Source organism: Paralteromonas sediminis (assembly GCF_003820355.1).
GTDB lineage: Bacteria > Pseudomonadota > Gammaproteobacteria > Enterobacterales > Alteromonadaceae > Alteromonas_F > Alteromonas_F sediminis.
Genome location: NZ_RPOK01000001.1, coordinates 56,243 through 75,854, shown reverse-complemented (window position 1 = coordinate 75,854; position 19,612 = coordinate 56,243). Strand labels below are relative to the sequence as shown.

Genomic DNA, 19,612 nt, shown 5'->3' with positions numbered 1-19,612 from the left:
ATATTCTGCCAAAGTCTTATTATTTTTGTTGTGCGTTAAAGTACCTTAGGCAATAGAATAATGAAAGTCCTACACTTATTAATGCGGTGAAGTATGCAAAAAGAGGCACAACGAGCAGCTTATCTGATCATGCAGGGGTTCGATAAAAGCTTTCGCTGGTTCTCGCGTGTCACCTTGGGTGCCCAGACGCTTTTTGAAAAAGGTGACTGGCAAGGCATGCAAAATGCGGTTCGTGAACGTATCGCGATATACGAACAAAGTTTAGCTGACGTAGTAGCTCAACTCTTCAGCTTGCCGCCCGAGTCCAGACAATCGCTCGCGTTTTGGCGATGTCTAAAAGAAGCCTATTTACTTCAGCTTAACGGCCACCCACAGTCTGAACTTGCAGAGACCTACTATAACTCGATCGTAGGACGCATTTTTAAGCACACACAAATCAATGACGAACTGCTATTTCTTCAGCCCAGTATGTGCTTTCTGCCCGGAAAGGATCGCCATAAGGTTGTGTTTAGCTTTGACACGCAAACGACGGTTCGAACGCTCATCGAATCCCTGTTTGCCTGTTATCGCTTTGGCATTCCCTATGAAAACTGGGAACGAGATGTACAACGGTTAGATGAAGCTTTAAGACAACGACTTAGCCATAGCCAGCTTGCCAGTGTGACTGATGTTGATGTGTTGAAGCCCATCTTTTTTCGCGGCAAAGCGGCATACATTATTGGCAGAATTCAAATGCCGGATGAAACCCTGCCATTTGTAGTAGCTTTACAAACTAATGACTGTCAGGAAATTTATGTCGATGCGCTGCTAACTGACCGCCGGGACCTGAGTGTAGTATTTGGCTTTGCCCGTGCTTATTTTATGGTGGATGCGCAGTACCCGGCAGAGATGGTTGCTTTTCTGCACGAGTTGATCCCCAATAAAAAGCTTTTTGAGCTGTATTTATCAATTGGTTTTCATAAACACGGGAAAACTGCTTTCTATCGCGACTACCTACAACATTTAGCGACATCCGATGATAATTTTGAGCTGGCTCCTGGTATAAAAGGCCTGGTCATGGCGGTATTTTATTTACCTTCTTACGGTGTAGTATTTAAAGTTATAAGGGATAAATTCGCCGAAAGTAAACGAATTACCCGCGAACACGTTAAAAAATGCTACAAAATGGTCAAGATGTCAGACCGTGTAGGGCGCATGGCAGATACCCATGAATACGTCAATTTCCAACTGCCCAAAACACGAGTATCACAAGCTCTACTTGATGAACTAACCAGCACATGCCAGAGCAGCATCACCATTGATGACGACACAATAACCATCCATCATCTATACATCGAGAAGCGACTCACACCACTGAATCTCTTTTTAGACAATGAGAAGGATGAAGATAAGCAACGCGCAGCTATACAGGACTTGGGCACTTGTATAAAACAAATCGCGATGGCAAACATCTTTCCCGGTGACATGTTGCACAAAAACTTTGGTATCACCAAACACGGCAGAGTCGTTTTTTACGATTATGATGAAATCTGCTTAATGCATGAGCGGCATTTTCGCGAGCTACCTAAAGACGACCCGTATGCAATGGACACATTGTCAGTGGGGCCTACCGATGTTTTCCCAGAACAATTTGAACACTTTATTCTTACCAAAAAAGTGTGGAAAGAGATGTTAAAAGAAGAGCACAGTGACCTGTTTAGCGCTACCTACTGGAAAGGATTGCAACAAAGTATTCAGCAAGGTGCTAACCCACACTTTTGTCCCTTTAACCCTAAAATGCGCTTTAGAAGGGATGAATAGTTCAGTTTAACGATAAGAGCGTCAAACACCGCCAAACTTACCCAGTAACTTTTTTGCATAAGACATCGCATCCCGCTCAATTTTAGTTAGTGGATCTTTGGGGTTCGAATGAGGGCTCCGCAAAATTGACTGCGCAAACTCTATTGCTTCTCGCTCAACCTTAAGCAAGTTTTTGACTTCTGTGTCTTTACTCACTGAGTGCTCTGCCATCGACTGCTCCTGAACAATAGTATTAATTGACGTTTCAAACACAGCAGCAAGACATTTTAAAGACTCGAAGCCCGCGTTTTGACCTGCTTCGATTCTTTGGATCGTACGGGTACTCAAACCAGCGTACCTAGCTAATTCTTCCTGAGACCAACCTTTATCCAACCTGCGTGCACGAATGCTCATTGTCGTTCCTTATATGCTGCGAGCACTTAGTTATGACAGAGAATGATTAAAATGAACACGACACTGTCGCGACACAGACTCAAAAAGCCTGTGCAAATAGTGTGAACAACGCCGCCATGGCAACTATCCAGCAAGCACTCCTTAGTGTCGCTTTGTCAAACCAATAGCACAGCAGATATAGCACTCTGGCCAGGACAAACACTAGTGCACTCAACTCGGCGAGTTCGTTGACGTTACTCGTTGCAATAACGGCCAGCACTGCTGGTGTGTAACATGCTAATGCTTCGAAACAATTATAATGTGCAGCATTCGCCCGAGCCCCAAACCCTGTTAACCTCGCCTGTTGGTCTCTTGGGTAGGCATTGTCATACTTACTTTCTTTATTCATGGCAACCGCGAGGGGTGCCTTCGCCAAAAACGGCATTATGATTGTGATAAGTAGGCTAGATAGCAATAGCGTCACAGTAATAGTCCTTTACACAGGGGTGAATGGTCAGATCTTTATAGTACTGACTTTTCCTGTCGCTGCATAAAAATTGTGACTTCAGCCATGACTATGCCAAATTTTTGAATGTAAGCTCGGTTCATCAAGGTTTCTTGATCAAAGGCCCAAAACCAGTCGTTAAAGGCAACTTCGTATGATGTGTCACCAACGGGCAGATCCATCTCATACTGAAAGTTAAATGCGTTGCCATAAGAACGCCCGCTTGCTTTCCCCATAATATCGCCGGCTTCCCCAGTAAACGAACCGTCTTCATTATAAGTAATGACCCAGATGCGTTTTTCAGGCCCATCACCCATAAAATATTCAAAGGTCTCGTCCAAGGTCAATGTGTTGCCCTCGCGAGTGCCGTCAATGTCCACTACAAAGCGCTGCACGACTTCGCCGGAACGATTCTGCACTATTCCCCATGCTTTTACCTGTCCATCAAAAAAAGTGCGAATATCCAGCTTTGGGGAAAGCGACTGGTACTGTTCTCCATCAATTGATAAAGAACATCCACTTAAAAGAGTCCAGGCTGCTAGTAGTAGGACTGAGCGACGAATAAATCCCATTTTATTTTTCTCCTATTAGTTTTTTTCTCAAGCGAGGTTCCGACGTATTTTCATGTAACCAGATAGCAAAAAATTGTTCGCCAAACTCCCGGTCCTCAACCGCCCCTATCAATTCCTGATTTTTATAGAAAACCGTGGTTTGGTCCGCTTTTATAATGCCTGTAATTTGCTCACCTTCTTGCACGTCAGGGAATATATCTTTCATGACTTGCTCCCATGACGCTAACTTTTCTTTGTCTTTGAAGCCAAGGCCTTCCATTTCTTCTCTGGAACGTACGGCAATATCCTCCCCGTCAAAATTGCGCAAGTAGGTAAGCGTTAGTGCATAAGGCGCCTGAGCCTGCCACCGACCATCGGGCGCAAAAAGCTGTGCATTGTAGACATCCCAAAATAAGTAGGTAAATTTACCTTCACCCACAAGCTTCGCCTGAGGAATGTGTTCGTCCACCGGCTGTGGCATACTTAATACTCCAAATGAAATGAGTAGGCCCATCAAAATCGTTGGCAATCTCATCATGTTGAACTCCAGTAAACAGATAAAAGTAGATACGATGCGGTGGGCACTTTCGGTTCGAATTCAAAGATTAAACTTATGTCATTCACCTCTATTCCCGCTGCTTTACCTTCTCCACTGACGCCCTTCTCTCTCGATGACTGGCCTCACGATGCGCCTTGTGTATGGGTAAAGCGGGATGATCTGATTCATCCTTATATATCGGGTAACAAATGGCGAAAACTGGCCTATACAAATATTGAAAAAGCACATCACGTGATGAGTATTGGGGGGGGATACTCCAATCACTTACACGCGCTGGGTTATAAATGCGCAACCAGCGGGGTGCCTTTTACTGCACTGATCCGAGGCAATTATGCTGACAGCCTCACCCCTATGCTAATCGATTTGCAAAGCTGGGGGTGCCAGATTCACTTTCTTAGCAAAGCACAATATGCACAACGAGAGTCATCGACATTTGCCTCATGGCGGGAGTCTGTATTCGGCCCCCATACTTATATTCCAGAGGGTGGCAGCACACGATTGGCCGTGCTCGGCGTGCTGGATATGATGAAAGAAATATCAATGCTGACGAAACTGCATGCTCGGAATCTGCCCACACACTTTGTCGCGCCTGTGGCAAGTGGCGCTACGCTGGCGGGAATGATTAAAGGAAGCAACCAAAGCCAATATGTTTTGGGTATTGCTGTACTAAAAGGTCAAAATTACCTTGAAGATCAAGTCCAGAGGTTCATTGACACTGGCGACACCAACTGGCGCATTACACATGATTTTGTGCATAAAGGTTATGCGAAAAGTAGCCCAGAACTGTTGGCTTTTTGCAATAAAGTGAACAGCACAACAGATATTAGTGTGGAGCCTGTATATAGCGGCAAAGCCTTTTACGCGCTAGATCAGTTAATTAAACAAAAACACTTTAAGCAATCCGACAATATCGTAATAGTTCACACTGGAGGGTTACAAGGTGCACGGGTAAATTCCAACCAGAAATGAACCAGCTCTGTTCTCTTTTCGTTTATAGGGTACAGAGGAGTAAAAAGATGGTTGAACCTGCAAAAATACCGAATCACATGCATGACCTTGTGGCCAAGGTTTTGGCATTTTCTTCAAGTCAGCTGGCCAGGCACGCCGTTTTTTATCCTTTCGCAGCGGTTTGTGAAAAAGGTAAATTTGACTGTGTGATGACCGATCATGCCCCTAGTGTCACTGATGCATCAGACATGATTGAGATACTTCAGTGGCGGTTAATTGATATCGCCTACGCTAAACCATTACAAACGGCGCTGGCCTATTCCGCTATTCTCGCTGAAAAAAATCAGATCCCTTGCGACGCGGTAGCCATTGAGTTAAGCGATGAAAAAGACTCGAACTATTTTTTGGTTTTTCCCTATACGGTGACGAACGGAGAGGTAATCTTTGCTGAACCCTTGACGGAAACATCAAACTAAGCCGACTTGCTCATCTTTTCTGTACAAATTTATTATCTTTGCTAGCATTCAGCGCAAAATCACTTTTGGTAGGAATAAACTATGTCACGTGTTCTGATAATTGGTGCTGGCGGCGTTGCCACTGTTACTGTTAAAAAATGCGCTCGCTTACCTGAGCATTTTGACGAGATTTACTTGGCAAGTCGCACGGTATCTAAGTGTGAAGCTTTGCAACAGGAAGTGGGAGAGGACCGGGTAAAAGGTGTTTTTGCCGTAGACGCAGACAATGCCGATGAAGTAGAGGCGCTTATTAATCAGGTAAAACCTGACTTAGTAGTCAATTTAGCCCTGCCCTATCAGGACCTTCCAATTATGGATGCCTGCCTGGCCACGCAAACTGATTATCTCGACACCGCCAATTACGAACCAAAAGATGAAGCGAAGTTCGAATACAGCTGGCAGTGGGCTTATCAGGAACGATTTAAAGAAAAAGGGATTATGGCACTGCTGGGCAGCGGTTTTGATCCCGGTGTTACCAATGTTTACACCGCCTACGCGGCAAAACACTATTTTGATGAAATTCATTATCTCGACATTGTGGATTGCAATGGCGGCGATCATGGACAAGCATTCGCGACAAACTTTAATCCGGAAATCAATATTCGGGAAATTACCCAAAGGGGCCGCTTTTGGGAAAATGGCGAATGGAAAGAAACCGACCCCCTTAGCGTCCGTGAAGATCTGCATTATCAAAACATTGGTGAGCGAGCCTCCTACCTGATGTTTCACGAAGAATTGGAGTCACTGGTTAAGCACTTCCCTACGCTAAAACGTGCGCGTTTTTGGATGACGTTTGGCGATGCCTATCTTAACCATTTGCGTGTTCTTGAGGGCATTGGCATGACCAGCATTGAGCCTGTTGAATTCCAGGGCCAACAGATTGTTCCATTGGAGTTCCTGAAAGCCGTCTTGCCTAATCCAGGTTCTTTGGCCGAGGGATACACGGGAATGACCTGCATTGGTACCTACATTACAGGTGTGAAGGATGGTAAAGAAAAAACCATCTTTATTTACAACAACTGTGACCATGCGGTCTGCAATGAGGAAGTAGGTGCACAGGCAGTATCCTACACAACGGGCGTACCCGCTATGATAGGCGCGGCATTAATGCTCAATGGCACTTGGAAGAAGTCAGGTGTGTGGAATATGGAACAGTTTGATCCTGACCCCTTCATGGACATGCTCAACCAACATGGTCTGCCCTGGCAGGTCTTGGAATGTGACCAGAGCCCATTTGCTAAATAAACGAGTATGCGCGCCGTGACTGACCTGACTAAACGCACTGATATTCCCTCGCCCTGTTACGTGTTGGAAGAGCAGAAGCTCATTGACAATTTAACTCTCATGGAGCGAGTCCAACAAGAGTCCGGTGTTCGCATCATACTGGCACTAAAAGGGTTTTCGATGTGGTCTGTTTTCGACACTATCAAACCGTATTTGCACGGTGCGACAGCCAGCTCTGTCTGGGAAGCAAAGCTGGCAAAGGAAATGGGCAAAGAGGTGCACGCTTTTTCACCCGCTTATAAACAGGCAGATGTCGACGAAATGGCTCATCTAGTGAATCACTTGTCGTTTAACAGCCTAAGTCAGTGCAGGCAGTACAAAGCGCAACTCAAAGCGGCGGGTGTGTCAGTGGGCTTGCGCATCAATCCGGAGCATCAGGAAGCTGAGACACCTTTGTATGATCCAGCCGCGCCAGGGTCGCGATTGGGAGTGCGGTTGCAAGACCTCAACGAACAGGATGTGACCGAGCTTGATGGATTTCACGTGCACAATTTATGTGAGTGCGATTCCTATGCCACTGAGCGAACACTTTTAGCTATTGAAGACAAATTCGGTCATTGGTTTAAGCACATTAAATGGCTTAATTTGGGCGGAGGCCATTTAATGACACGTGAGGGGTACGATGTCGTCCACCTCATAAATACCCTACGCGCGTTTAAACAACGCCACCCTCATTTAGATGTAATTCTCGAGCCTGGCTCGGCAGTTGCTTGGCAAACAGGCCCTCTTATTGCCGAAGTCGTCGATATTGTTGAGAATGAAGGTGCGATTGCCATTCTTGACATTTCTGCAACTGCGCACATGCCCGACGTTCTGGAAATGCCCTATCGACCGGTAGTATTGCATGGTTTTGAGGAGGGGCAACACCCCTATAATTATCGTTTCGGCGGCAATTCCTGCCTAGCCGGTGATGTCATCGATACATATAGCTTCGCTGCGCCCCTGCGCGTAGGTGACCGGATACAGTTTGAAGACATGATGCACTACACCATGGTTAAAACTACATTTTTCAATGGTGTTGAACACCCATCTATCGCCATTCTGAGGCAAGATGGTTCACTTGAAGTCGTACGCAAATTTGACTACAAGGACTTTAAGTACAAGTTATCGTAACGGTATCGGTGGCACTTCTTGCTTTTTGTTAGTTGGCGTCACTGTGCCACTCTAAGCCCTTTTGATAGAGGGCATTCTTTTTCAATTCATAATGCTCTGCAACAATGGCGGCTGCTTTTTTTAGCGGCAGAACCTCTGACAGTGTTCGAAGCAGTTTTAGCGCCTCTGGAGGTATCTCTGTGTTGGATCGTGTGTCTGGCCCAATAAGGACTACAAACTCACCTTTTTGCCTTGCGCTATCCGCTTCTAACCACTCGATACAGGACAATGCTGTACCAACCTCATAGTGCTCAAAAGCCTTGGTGATTTCTTTTGCAATAGCAACTTGCCGATGCGGGCCTAGAGTATCTGCAATATCCTGCAATGTAGTGATTATTCTTCGAGGGGCTTCATAAAAAGCAGTAGTATGTGTACTTTGTTCAACCGAAGATAAAACCGACAGCCTCGCCTTGTGTTTGACGGGCAAAAAACCACAAAAGCTCACTTTGTCAGTGGGCAGCCCTGCTCCACTCAATGCTGTCACAAAGGCACAAGGCCCCGGCAGTGCAGTTACAGTAATACCCGCAGATCTACATTCATTCACCAGCACGTAACCCGGATCGCTGATCAGCGGTGTACCTGCATCACTAATGAGTGCAATATTCTCGCCTTCCAGTAGTCGCTTGATCAAGCCGTGTGCTCGTTGACTCTCATTGTGTTCATGAACAGAGACAAGTGCAGTATTAATGGCAAAGTGCTGCAACAACACACCACTGTGACGGGTATCTTCAGCAGCAATGACATTCACATTGCGCAAAACAGAAAGGGCTCTTTGTGTAATATCTTCGAGGTTGCCAATTGGCGTTGGCACTATGTACAGGATGCCAGCAGCTGCAGGACTTGATACACTCACGGTTCGACTCTTATATTTACGTTTTTTCCGGGTGAGTTTATCACGCTTACGCCGTATACACAGAGGTTGTCTGCATGCCGCATCACAGAATATCAATAAAAGGTCTACTTATTGTTTGTGCTTGTACGCTACTGCAAGCCTGTGGAAGCACTCAAACGGTTTCGCCCATCCCAACCAAAGCAATGACTGCATCACCTACTGATGTGGTACAGTCAAACGAAAAATTAGACATTAACAGCATCGCTCCTCTACTGCAGGCTATGCCCATCGACGGTAAAGCCATTCTTCAAACAGCAAAGCAGCTCATTATTGAAGCGCAGCCAGATATGGCAAAAGCCTTGCTTTTTGCTTATGCACCACACGCCCAACAAGAGGATATAGACCTGTTTAAAAGCCTGCTAGCGCTGAGCACGAAGCCATTACCAGACTATGTGAATGAGAGTTGGTTGCAACACCCATTTACAGAGGCCCCGCTGGAACAAAAGCGATTACAACTTCTTGTTGAACTGCATAACAAACAAGGCGACGCTATCTCTGCGTTATTAGCACAACTTGCGCTGGCGCCTGAAGACATGCAGATACACTTACAGTTGGTGGAGTACTTGGCTAGCATGTCCAGTGCAGATGTGCGTGCACTTGAGACCCAACATAGCGCGCTGCGCCCTCATTCAGCCCTTGTCACTATTCAACGGGAACACGGTGGTTCGCCAGAACGATTAGCTGAAGCAATCGCGCAGTTTCAACAGGTGTATTTTGCTCACCCATTGGCATTAAACATCCCGCCAAGTATGTTGACTGCTTCTGTTGTGACCAATAGTGCTAAACAAGATGTCATCGTCATGCTTCCCCTCAGTGGCAGATTCGAATCTACTGGGTCGGCAATAAAGCAAGGCATTCTCGCTGCATTCTTTGCGCTAAATGAGTCTGAAGAACGCGTTTCAGTGCGCTTTTTGGACACCGCACTAATGCCTTCTGAGCAGTTGATCCAAGAGGCTGCTACTGCAAACTGGGTCATTGGCCCATTGTTAAGAGAGAATATTGATGCCGTTGTTCCCTTTCTCCCTCTCTCTGTAAAGCGATTGGCACTCAATCGCGTTGAAGCTGATGTCCGCAGTGAACTTGCGCTTACGCTGGGCAATACGCAAACAGCCTATTTTGGTCTGGCTCCGGAGGACGAAGCAGAGCAGTTAGCACAGCATGTTTACAAACAGGGCTACCGACACCCGATAGTTGTCGCCTCGGATATTGGTGTTGGGCAACGCATGCTGCAAGCATTTACCAGAAAATGGCAGCGGATGCGCGCAACACGCTCAGTACCTCAGGGGCACGTTGGCTTTGATATCGTTGAGTTTGACACCATAGACAATCTGGGCAGTGCATTGGCTGATGCTTTAGGGGTGTCGCAAAGTGACGAGAACATAAGCCAAATTAATCGTATGACCAATCGCATTGTTTACGATCAGAACAGAAGCAGGCAAGACATTGATGCCATCGTAGTCTTTGCAACGCCAGAACAACTGTCGCTTATTAACCCCATGGTCGAAGCCAGTATTAGCCCGTTCAGGCAGCAATCGGTGCCGGTCTATGCCTCGTCCCGCTCTATAGAACGAACAGACGCACCAAACCAACTTAGAGATTTGGAGAATGTTCGCTTTTTAGATGCGCCTTTTGTGCTGGCGCCTGAGCGGTGGCAAGCTGAATCTGAGCAGTTGTCTGCACTATGGCCAGAGCAAAGGGCCTCTTTCGCTCGTTTGTTTGCATTTGGGTTTGATGCCTTAACCATGCTTTCAGAAATCCATACTCTTGCAGCAATGCCTGGCTATCGCTTTGAAGGTATGTCGGGCAGCCTGAGAATGAATCAGTATGCAGAAATAGAGCGACAGCTCCCCATGGCAGAGGTTAGTCAGCAGCAAGTCTCTAGTTTGGAAATGGAGTAACTAAGAACTGACAGCGTCACATATAAATGGGCAGCGCGCTGAACAGCAAGCCGCAGAATACCTTAGTCAACAAGGGCTAAAGGTCATAGACAGAAATGTTAGAAAAAAGTGCGGTGAACTTGATATCATTTGCCGTCATGGCCCGTGCTGGGTTTGTGTCGAAGTAAAATACAGGGGAAACCGCGATCACGGGCACCCTCTTGAGACGGTCAATCCGAGAAAGCTTCAACGCATGATTGCCACTTTTAACCTTTATTTGATAGACAATAACCTTAACCCAGCACACACTGATATTAGATTCGACATTATCGCCATTGATGAAAATGAACTGACATGGTTACGCAATGTCACTATATAAAATACCTGAGTACAAACATGATAGAAAACATTAAAGCCAACTTTACCGAGAGTATTCAAACTAAAATAGCTGCAGCAGAATTGCTCCCACCTGTTATTGAACGTGCTTCCACTATGATGGTAGAAGCACTGATTCGCGGTAATAAAATCTTATGCTGTGGAAATGGCGGCTCAGCGGGTGATTCCCAACATTTTTCATCAGAGCTACTTAATAGGTATGAAAGAGACCGACCTAGTTTGCCTGCAATCGCGCTAACTACAGATACATCAACCTTAACGTCGATTGCGAATGACTACAGTTATGATCAGGTATTTTCGAAGCAAGTCAGAGCACTTGGCCAACCCGGCGATATACTTTTGGCAATTTCTACAAGTGGTAATTCTCGAAATGTCATTAATGCCATGGAAGCTGCACTTGCCAGAGACATGACAATTGTTGCGTTGACAGGGAAAGACGGTGGCGAAATGGCAGGTTTTTTAAGTGAAAACGACGTTGAAATACGGGTACCGTCAAACCGCACAGCACGCATACAGGAAGTTCATCTTCTTATTATTCACAACCTTTGCGAATGCATTGACGACAGCTTATTCCCAGCAGATTCATTTGAAGGATAGAAGGAAGGATCACATGACCAGACGCAGGCACCTTTTTGTCGTTAGTCTATTTATTGCAACATTATTTACGCAGGGCTGTGCCGTAGTCGCTGTTGGCACAGCAGGAGCAGTAGCCGCAAAATCTGCCAATGACAGACGCACCGTAGGCACGCAAATAGACGATACTACAGCAAGTACACAAATTGCCTATCGGTGGGGACAAGTTGAGGGCTTATCTGAGCTGACTAATTTACAGGTTAATGTGTATAACGGGGTGGCGCTGCTCACTGGTCAGGCGCCCAGCCAACCGCTTATTAATCAAGCCGAAAGTATAGCGAAATCGGTTGAACACATCACGAAAGTGCACAATCAAATTCGCATCGGTCAGCCCATTTCAGCATCAACACAAGCTAATGACATCTGGCTTGGCTCTAAAGTAAAAACACAGCTATTGACAGAAAAGGATGTGCCTTCATTGCAAATAAACGTTGTGGTGGAAGATAGTGAAGTCTTTTTAATGGGTCGGCTGACGAATGCAGAAGCCACAAAAGCGGTTGAAATAACTCGCAACGTCAATGGTGTTAAACGCGTCGTCAGAGCGCTGGAACTGATGTAACACAATCGCCTTTTTAGCCCGGCATTCAAGTCGGGCTATTTCCCCTTATTTCCAAGATTTTTTTGTCTATTTTTCTTAAAGTAATCGATTAAAAGACAAGGAAATTTTGCCTGTTAGGCCCACACTTCGGATTAGTTTTACTATCACCTGGTTTGCTAAATTCGGTGTGTAACTTCTACACTTAGAGTATGTAATCTGTGGCCTCACTGCTTCAGAATCAATGCATTAACAAACCGCAACATACTGATTAAAAATAGATTTTTGATTAATTCAGGCTGGTACCAATAATGCACTGCAGTATGGCAAAGAGGTAATAAGCTTCGGAGTAGCCAACATGACGAATAGAGATGTTTTCTTTGCTTTAGCTTTAGCCACCTGCATTGCTGTGCCATTGGCTATAGCAACCAATCACACCACCGAAGCCGACGCTGTGGTCGTTAAATGTCAACCCCAGGCAGAGGCGCAACCTGTGGTAGATCAAGAATCAGAAATCTGTCGAATTGATAAAGACACACCCTACTTATGATCGAGGTTTTCAAGCTCTGATTCTAGCCAGGCAAGTGCCGCTTCTTCGCAATCAAAACAAGCGCGCGTAAAGTCGCCCATTTCCTCAACCACCATTCGGTCGAGAAATTGCCTTTTCATTGCAGATGGCGTGTAAATCTGAGCTGCGCGTTTCAGGTTATTGTCGATACACCATTCGACCAACGATTCGATAACTGGAAACATATCTGGGGAGCATAAATCCCAATCATCCAAATAGACAACATGCCCCCATGGTCTCTCCACCAAAGGGGCGGCCTGCGCTTTAAAACGCTGCGCGAAAGAAACCGCTGCCTCTTTGTTCCATGTACCTTTAAGACGCGCAAAAAGAATGCGCTTATTACACCAAACATCGCATTCACCGTGTGGCTGAAAGAGTTTGTTTGATAACACAATGCCATCTCCTTTTTAATGGACAATATAATTATAAGACAATTCACAGAATTACGATTAAAAAACACTCCCGGAGCCACTTTGTCGACAATATAGACAATAAAAACTTGTATTTAGTGAATTATGAGCTATATTGTCGACAATAAATAATCTAAGAGTAAACTATGGCAATCCCCATCACTCATGCAGATAGAACATTTGTGGCCCTTCGCAATGCCATTGTCGAGGGTGAGATACTGGCGGGTTCAAAGTTAAATGAAGCAGAACTGGCACACCGCTACGAGGTAAGTCGGGCCGTAATAAGAGAAGCGATCAACCGGCTTTCCACCTGTAATCTCATTGAACGCAGACCCAATGTCGGTGCACGGGTAGTGACATTGTCCTATGACGGGCTTATCCACTTGTACGCCGTGCGAGAAGCTTTAGAGGGCATGGCTGCACGTCTGGCTGCTAAGCATATGCCTGAGACCGACATAGATGAAGTCTATGCTCTGTTAGCGTCTCATGCTGCCGAGGTGAAAGGAGAGCAAACCTATTATCAGGAAGCCGGAGATGTCGACTTTCACTACCGCATTATCAAAGGTAGTCACAGTCCACAGTTAACCACCATGCTGCTTGAGGGCATTTATCATCTGGTACGCATGTACAGGGTTCAATTGGGTATGGCAGGACCGCGGGTATCTAATGCTTGGGATGAACACAAACACATCATCATGGCAATCAAAAATCGCGACGGAGAACTCGCTGAGATGTTAATGCGCAGGCACATTCAGTATTCCCGTCTCCACATTGAAGAGTTACTACATTAAGAGGCAATGACTTATGAGTGCAGGTAAGAAATTCAGACAAGCTTTAAAAGACAATAAACCACTACAAATTGTGGGCACTATACATGCCTATTCAGCCATGATGGCAAAGCGTATCGGACATAAGGCTATTTATCTGTCAGGCGGCGGAGTAGCGAATGCATCATACGGTTTGCCAGACCTTGGTATGACATCACTCAATGACGTAATTGCTGATGTGCAGCGTATTACAGCAGCCTGTGACCTTCCTTTATTGGTTGATATAGACACGGGCTGGGGCGGCGCTTTTAATATTGCCAAAACTATAAAAGATATGGAAAAAGCCGGTGCTGCCGCAGTTCATATGGAAGATCAGGTAGCACAAAAACGCTGTGGCCACCGACCGGGTAAAGAAATTGTATCTACCGAAGAAATGGTTGATCGGATAAAAGCAGCGGTCGATGCGCGTACTGATCCAGACTTCTTTATTATGGCTCGAACAGATGCATTTGCGCAGGAAGGCTTGGAAGCAGCAATTGCCAGGGCAAAAGCCTATGTCGCTGCCGGTGCAGATGGAATTTTTGCTGAAGCGGTACAAACCGAAGAACATTATCGTGCCTTCGCAGAAGCGCTTGACGTACCTATTCTCGCTAACATCACTGAGTTTGGTAAAACGGAACTTTGGAATGCAAAGCAGTTAGGTGAATGGGGTGCAGCAATGGTGCTTTATCCGCTGAGCGCTTTCAGGGCCATGAATAAAGCCGCTGAACGTGTCTACGATGCAATACTGACAGATGGCGATCAAAAGGCGGTAGTAGATACCATGCAAACCCGAGCAGAACTCTACGACTACCTGAGCTATCACGAATACGAAGACAAACTGGATGCTTTGTTCGCACAAGGCAAAAACAAATAAATTAATACACCCTATATTACGGAGAACATCATGGCGAAAGTACTAAGTGGCGCAGGTTTGCGTGGACAGGTTGCAGGTAAAACAGCCCTATCGACCGTTGGCAAGTCCGGCTCTGGACTCACCTACCGCGGTTACGATGTTAAAGATTTGGCGAATCATTGCGAATTCGAAGAAGTCGCGTATTTGATCCTTAAAGGCAAGCTTCCCAATGCCAGTGAACTTGCTCAGTACAAAACAAAACTCAAGTCATTGAGAGGCTTGCCTGCAGGCGTTAAAACGGTGCTTGAAACCATTCCCGCCGACGCACATCCAATGGATGTATTAAGAACCGGATGCTCTATTTTAGGCAACATTGAGACCGAACAGGACTTCACCGAACAGCAAGAAGCCACAGATCGCATGCTTGCCTGCTTTCCTAGTATCATCTGCTATTGGTATCGCTTCACTCACGATGGCGTGCGCATTGATGTTGAAACAGACGACGACTCAATAGGTGCGCACTTCCTGCACATGTTACACGGTGAAAAGCCCAATGCATTGCACGAGAAAGTGATGCATGTCTCGCTTATTCTCTACGCAGAGCATGAATTTAACGCTTCAACTTTCACCGCCCGCGTATGTGCGTCAACCTTGTCCGATATTCATTCATGTATAACAGGCGCCATAGGGTCATTGCGCGGTCCATTGCACGGCGGTGCTAACGAAGCGGCGATGGCGATGATTGAGAAGTTCACCTCGCCAGAACATGCTGAGGAAGAAATGATGGGTATGCTGGCGCGAAAAGAAAAAATCATGGGCTTTGGTCATGCCGTGTATTCAGAATCAGACCCACGCAATGAAATTATTAAAGGCTGGTCGGAAAAGCTGGCAGCTGATGTCGGTGACACTGTCTTGTATCCTGTTTCGGTTCGCTGCGAAGAGGTTATGTGGCGCGAGAAAAAGCTCTTTTGTAATGCTGATTTCTTCCATGCCTCGGCTTACAACTTTATGGGTATTCCTACCCCCTTATTTACCCCAATTTTTGTGATGTCTCGACTGACCGGCTGGGCAGCCCATGTTATGGAACAGCGCGCAGACAATCGTATTATTCGTCCCTCAGCAGAATACACTGGCGAAGAGCTACGCACTGTACCACCTATTGGCGAACGCGACTGATCACACAGCGAGAAAAATTATGAATAGCGAATACCGCAAACCCTTACCCAATGCGCCTATGATGGTGGACTACTTTGATGTTGAGTCTGCCATAAACGCAATTAAGCCCGGGGCTTATGCAACCTTGCCATATAGCTTAAAAGTATTTGCCGAGAACCTAGTGAGAAAGTGCCCACCGGAGACTCTTCAGCGTTCCCTAACTCAGATAATTGAGCGGAAGCGAGAGCATGATTTCCCTTGGTTTCCCTCGCGCGTGGTATGCCACGACATTTTGGGTCAAACCGCACTTGTTGACCTAGCTGGGCTAAGAGATGCGATAGCCAAAGAAGGCGGAGACCCCGCTAAAATCAATCCTGTGGTTCCCACACAATTGATAGTCGACCACTCATTGGCTGTTGAACACGCTGGTTTTGAAAAAGACGCGTTTGAAAAGAACCGCGCCATTGAAGACAGGCGAAATGATGACCGTTTTCACTTTATAAACTGGACAAAAACGGCCTTCAAAAACATCGATGTTATCCCTCCTGGTAACGGCATCATGCACCAGATCAACCTGGAAAGGATGTCTCCCGTCGTACACAACCGAGACGGCGTTGCCTTTCCCGATACACTGGTAGGCACTGATAGCCATACACCTCACGTTGATGCATTGGGCGTTATTGCCATCGGAGTCGGCGGCCTAGAAGCTGAAAGCGTTATGTTGGGCCGAGCTTCATACATGCGTGTACCTGATATTGTAGGTGTAGAACTCCACGGGAAACCCAAGCCTAACATTACTGCGACAGATGTTGTTTTGGCTCTGACAGCCTTCTTGCGCGAAGCTAAAGTGGTGGGTGCCTATCTGGAATTCTTTGGTGAAGGTGCAGCGCACCTTACCTTAGGTGACAGGGCGACCATTGCCAATATGACGCCTGAATACGGCGCAACAGCCGGTATGTTCTATATCGACCAGCAAACCCTGGACTACTTAAAACTAACCGGCCGCGAGGACAGCCAGGTTGCCCTGGTAGAAACCTATGCAAAACAAGTTGGACTCTGGGCTGAGTCGCTCGAATCGGCACACTATGAGCGCGTCTTACACTTTGACCTATCGGCCGTAGAACGCACTATGGCTGGTCCTTCAAGACCACATGCAAAACTGCCCGTAGAACAATTGCAGTCGCAAGGTATTGCCGCACACTATGACGAGTCAGATGACCAGATGCCAGATGGTGCTGTCATCATCGCCGCCATTACCAGCTGTACAAATACCAGCAATCCGCGCAACGTTATCTCTGCCGGACTGTTGGCGCGTAACGCAAATAGATTGGGGCTTACCCGTAAACCTTGGGTGAAAACATCACTGGCACCCGGTTCTAAAGCGGTCCAACTGTATCTTGAAGAGGCTGAACTCCTCCCTGAACTGGAGGCATTGGGCTTTGGCATCGTCGCGTTTGCCTGTACAACCTGCAACGGTATGTCTGGTGCGTTAGACAAAGACATCCAACAGGAAATCATTGACAGGGATCTCTACGCCACCGCAGTATTATCGGGCAACCGAAATTTTGACGGTCGTATTCATCCTTACGCAAAACAAGCGTTCTTGGCGTCCCCAGCATTGGTTGTTGCCTATGCAATCGCAGGTTCAATTCGTTTCGACATTGAGCGCGATGTGCTCGGTTACGACAAAAACAACAAGCCAATAACACTCAAAGACCTCTGGCCGAGTGATGAAGAGATAGACGCGGTCATTGCCCAAAGTGTTAAGCCCGAACACTTCAAGAAAGTGTATGAACCAATGTTTGATTTGGCAGATGCCCACGACGCCAATATTGATCCTTTGTATCCGTGGCGTGAAATGAGCACCTATATTCGTAGACCTCCATACTGGGAAGGGGCACTTGCTGCACCACGAATGATGAAAGATATGCGTCCATTGGCTATTCTGGGCGATAACATCACCACTGATCACCTGTCACCGTCAAATGCCATTATGGCAAGCAGTGCCGCAGGTGAGTATTTGGCAAAGATGGGCCTGCCAGAGGAAGATTTTAATTCCTATGCCACGCACAGAGGCGATCATTTGACAGCGCAACGCGCTACGTTAGCTAACCCCAAATTACTCAACGAAATGGTTCAAGAAGACGGTGAAGTTGTGCAAGGCTCGCTCGCCAGGTTGGAACCGGAAGGCAAAGTGATGCGCATGTGGGATGCCATTGAAACTTACATGGAAAGGAAGCAGCCACTGATTATTATTGCTGGTGCAGACTACGGTCAAGGTTCTTCTCGCGACTGGGCAGCCAAGGGGGTTCGCCTTGCTGGTGTTGAAGTCATTGTTGCGGAGGGATTTGAGCGTATTCACCGCACTAATCTGATTGGCATGGGCGTGCTTCCCCTTGAGTTCGTCGAGGGAGTAAACCGAACAACGCTAGCCCTTGACGGTACTGAAACCTATTCTGTGGAAGGTGAACCCGCTCCAGGTGCTACACTTACCCTCATCGTTAAACGCCAAAATGGTGAGACTAAAAATGTGGCTGTTCGGTGCCGACTCGACACGCTTGAAGAGGTATCTATATACGGTGCGGGTGGCGTATTACAGCGCTTTGCCAAAGACTTTTTGCAAGCAGAAGAGGCCTCATCATGAGTCAGCAGACAAGTATCCCTGCAACTTACATGCGCGGCGGTACCAGCAAAGGTGTGTTCTTCCGGCTTGAAGACTTGCCCGTCGAGGCTCAGCAGCCTGGTGAATACCGTGATTCGTTGTTGCTTAGGGTGATAGGCAGTCCCGATCCATACGGTAAGCATACTGACGGAATGGGGGGCGCCACTTCCAGTACCAGTAAAACGGTCATTTTGTCCAAGAGCGACCGGGAAGATTGCGATGTGAACTACCTGTTTGGGCAAGTCGCCATTGATAGGCCCATTATTGACTGGAGTGGCAACTGTGGAAATTTGACAGCCGCAGTGGGCGTGTTTGCGATTCAACAAGGTCTTGTTGATGCATCGCGTTTGAAGGGTGATAACGTCACCGTTCGCATCTGGCAACAAAACATTCAAAAGGTGATTTTGGCAAAAATACAGTTACGCGAAGGACAAGCTGTTGAGCTTGGAGACTTTGAGCTCGACGGAGTAACATTTCCCGCAGCTGAGGTAGAAGTTACCTTTATGTCGCCCGCTGATGCTGGCAATAATGTGCTGCCAACCGGAAATCCTGTGGATGAATTATCTGTTGAAGGTATAGGAAGCTTATCCGCCACTATGATTAACTCTGGCATTCCAACCGTTTTTGTTAATGCGTCTGATGCAGGTTTTATGGGTACGGAAAGTCAGGACGTGGTTAATAGCTCACCTGAATCATTACAAAAGCTTGAGCTAATTCGCGCAGCAGGTGCGGCTGCCATGGGAATACCCTTGAGCGGGCATATTCCTAAAGTCGCCTTTGTCTCTCCCCCAAAAGCTTACACTGCTTCCAGTGGGAAGCGTATTAGTGAGGCAGATACGGACTTGCTAGTGCGAGCCGTCTCTATGGGTAAGTTACATCATGCTATGATGGGAACAGCCGCAGTCGCGATTGCCAGTGCTGCCGCTATGCCAGGCACACTGCTCAATCAGGCAGCCAAGGGGAATGTAGACGGCACTGTCACTTTTGGGCACCCATCAGGAACCTTGACTGTAGGAGCAGAGGTTGAGGAGCTTAATGGAGATTGGCTGGTCAATTCGGTCACTATGAGTCGAAGTGCTCGTACTTTGATGAAAGGTCACGTTTACATACCACCTGTTTAACGTACTGATAATGGG

The 19,612-nt window shown here is 46.8% G+C and carries 21 protein-coding genes; 15 read left to right on the top strand and 6 right to left on the bottom strand.

Annotation, left to right across the window (positions count from 1 at the left end):
* Positions 1–93: 93 nt before the first annotated feature.
* Positions 94–1,800: a bifunctional isocitrate dehydrogenase kinase/phosphatase gene (gene aceK / locus DRW07_RS00350; protein ID WP_124025901.1), complete on the top strand. Its 1,707-nt coding sequence runs from the start codon at positions 94–96 to the stop codon at positions 1,798–1,800.
* Positions 1,801–1,821: 21 nt separating this feature from the next.
* Here the strand turns inward: aceK and DRW07_RS00345 are convergent, their stop codons facing one another.
* From DRW07_RS00345 to DRW07_RS00330, 4 genes are all read right to left on the bottom strand, one after another.
* Positions 1,822–2,193, bottom strand: a complete 372-nt coding sequence (locus tag DRW07_RS00345; protein ID WP_124025900.1) for a helix-turn-helix domain-containing protein — start codon at positions 2,191–2,193, stop codon at positions 1,822–1,824.
* A gap of 79 nt (positions 2,194–2,272) precedes the next feature.
* Entirely contained in the window at positions 2,273–2,656 is a 384-nt protein-coding gene (locus tag DRW07_RS00340; protein ID WP_124025899.1) for an MAPEG family protein, read from the bottom strand.
* Between the two features lie 38 nt (positions 2,657–2,694).
* Positions 2,695–3,249, bottom strand: coding sequence for a DUF3833 domain-containing protein (locus tag DRW07_RS00335; protein ID WP_124025898.1), 555 nt, complete (start codon positions 3,247–3,249; stop codon positions 2,695–2,697).
* Between the two features lies 1 nt (position 3,250).
* On the bottom strand, positions 3,251–3,766 hold the full coding sequence (locus tag DRW07_RS00330) for a chalcone isomerase family protein (protein WP_124025897.1): 516 nt from the start codon (positions 3,764–3,766) through the stop codon (positions 3,251–3,253).
* Between the two features lie 75 nt (positions 3,767–3,841).
* On the opposite strand from DRW07_RS00330, the gene DRW07_RS00325 reads away from it, so the two are divergent.
* From DRW07_RS00325 to nspC, 4 genes are all read left to right on the top strand, one after another.
* Positions 3,842–4,756 (top strand): 1-aminocyclopropane-1-carboxylate deaminase/D-cysteine desulfhydrase, encoded by a 915-nt coding sequence (locus DRW07_RS00325; RefSeq protein WP_124025896.1) that lies wholly within the window; start codon positions 3,842–3,844, stop codon positions 4,754–4,756.
* 47 nt (positions 4,757–4,803) lie between these two features.
* The gene (locus tag DRW07_RS00320) at positions 4,804–5,211 is read left to right on the top strand and encodes a hypothetical protein (RefSeq protein ID WP_124025895.1); all 408 of its coding nucleotides are present in this window, start codon (positions 4,804–4,806) and stop codon (positions 5,209–5,211) included.
* Positions 5,212–5,292: 81 nt separating this feature from the next.
* On the top strand, positions 5,293–6,495 hold the full coding sequence (locus DRW07_RS00315) for a saccharopine dehydrogenase family protein (RefSeq protein WP_124025894.1): 1,203 nt from the start codon (positions 5,293–5,295) through the stop codon (positions 6,493–6,495).
* 15 nt (positions 6,496–6,510) lie between these two features.
* Positions 6,511–7,647 (top strand): carboxynorspermidine decarboxylase, encoded by a 1,137-nt coding sequence (gene nspC / locus DRW07_RS00310; RefSeq protein ID WP_377923151.1) that lies wholly within the window; start codon positions 6,511–6,513, stop codon positions 7,645–7,647.
* A gap of 28 nt (positions 7,648–7,675) precedes the next feature.
* Here the strand turns inward: nspC and rsmI are convergent, their stop codons facing one another.
* Entirely contained in the window at positions 7,676–8,539 is an 864-nt protein-coding gene (gene rsmI, locus DRW07_RS00305) for a 16S rRNA (cytidine(1402)-2'-O)-methyltransferase (RefSeq protein WP_124025892.1), read from the bottom strand.
* Between the two features lie 74 nt (positions 8,540–8,613).
* Here rsmI and DRW07_RS00300 point away from each other — a divergent pair, with 74 nt between their 5' ends.
* The 5 genes from DRW07_RS00300 (at position 8,614) to DRW07_RS00280 (ending at position 12,569) form a co-directional block, all read left to right on the top strand.
* Positions 8,614–10,476 (top strand): penicillin-binding protein activator, encoded by a 1,863-nt coding sequence (locus DRW07_RS00300; RefSeq protein WP_124025891.1) that lies wholly within the window; start codon positions 8,614–8,616, stop codon positions 10,474–10,476.
* A gap of 7 nt (positions 10,477–10,483) precedes the next feature.
* Positions 10,484–10,834: a YraN family protein gene (locus tag DRW07_RS00295; protein WP_338067752.1), complete on the top strand. Its 351-nt coding sequence runs from the start codon at positions 10,484–10,486 to the stop codon at positions 10,832–10,834.
* 17 nt (positions 10,835–10,851) lie between these two features.
* Complete coding sequence (locus DRW07_RS00290) at positions 10,852–11,448, top strand: phosphoheptose isomerase (protein WP_124025889.1); 597 nt, start codon at positions 10,852–10,854, stop codon at positions 11,446–11,448.
* Positions 11,449–11,461: 13 nt separating this feature from the next.
* Positions 11,462–12,043 (top strand): BON domain-containing protein, encoded by a 582-nt coding sequence (locus DRW07_RS00285; RefSeq protein ID WP_124025888.1) that lies wholly within the window; start codon positions 11,462–11,464, stop codon positions 12,041–12,043.
* Between the two features lie 334 nt (positions 12,044–12,377).
* A complete protein-coding gene (locus tag DRW07_RS00280) occupies positions 12,378–12,569 on the top strand; it encodes a hypothetical protein (protein ID WP_124025887.1) in 192 nt (63 codons plus the stop codon).
* Here the strand turns inward: DRW07_RS00280 and DRW07_RS00275 are convergent.
* A complete protein-coding gene (locus DRW07_RS00275; RefSeq protein WP_205665339.1) occupies positions 12,560–12,979 on the bottom strand; it encodes a hypothetical protein in 420 nt (139 codons plus the stop codon). The two genes, DRW07_RS00280 and DRW07_RS00275, sit on opposite strands and share 10 nt — an antisense overlap.
* Before the next feature lie 164 nt (positions 12,980–13,143).
* Here DRW07_RS00275 and DRW07_RS00270 point away from each other — a divergent pair, with 164 nt between their 5' ends.
* Genes DRW07_RS00270 through prpF form a run of 5 tightly spaced genes read left to right on the top strand, consistent with a single transcriptional unit; the run spans position 13,144 to position 19,597 of the window.
* Positions 13,144–13,788, top strand: a complete 645-nt coding sequence (locus tag DRW07_RS00270; RefSeq protein WP_124025886.1) for a GntR family transcriptional regulator — start codon at positions 13,144–13,146, stop codon at positions 13,786–13,788.
* Positions 13,789–13,801: 13 nt separating this feature from the next.
* Positions 13,802–14,680, top strand: coding sequence for a methylisocitrate lyase (prpB, locus tag DRW07_RS00265; RefSeq protein ID WP_124025885.1), 879 nt, complete (start codon positions 13,802–13,804; stop codon positions 14,678–14,680).
* Between the two features lie 30 nt (positions 14,681–14,710).
* The gene (prpC, locus tag DRW07_RS00260) at positions 14,711–15,835 is read left to right on the top strand and encodes a bifunctional 2-methylcitrate synthase/citrate synthase (protein ID WP_124025884.1); all 1,125 of its coding nucleotides are present in this window, start codon (positions 14,711–14,713) and stop codon (positions 15,833–15,835) included.
* Positions 15,836–15,854: 19 nt separating this feature from the next.
* Positions 15,855–18,458: a Fe/S-dependent 2-methylisocitrate dehydratase AcnD gene (gene acnD / locus DRW07_RS00255; protein WP_124025883.1), complete on the top strand. Its 2,604-nt coding sequence runs from the start codon at positions 15,855–15,857 to the stop codon at positions 18,456–18,458.
* A complete protein-coding gene (gene prpF, locus DRW07_RS00250; protein ID WP_124025882.1) occupies positions 18,455–19,597 on the top strand; it encodes a 2-methylaconitate cis-trans isomerase PrpF in 1,143 nt (380 codons plus the stop codon). The genes acnD and prpF overlap by 4 nt, the downstream gene beginning before the upstream one ends.
* Positions 19,598–19,612: the final 15 nt, after the last annotated feature.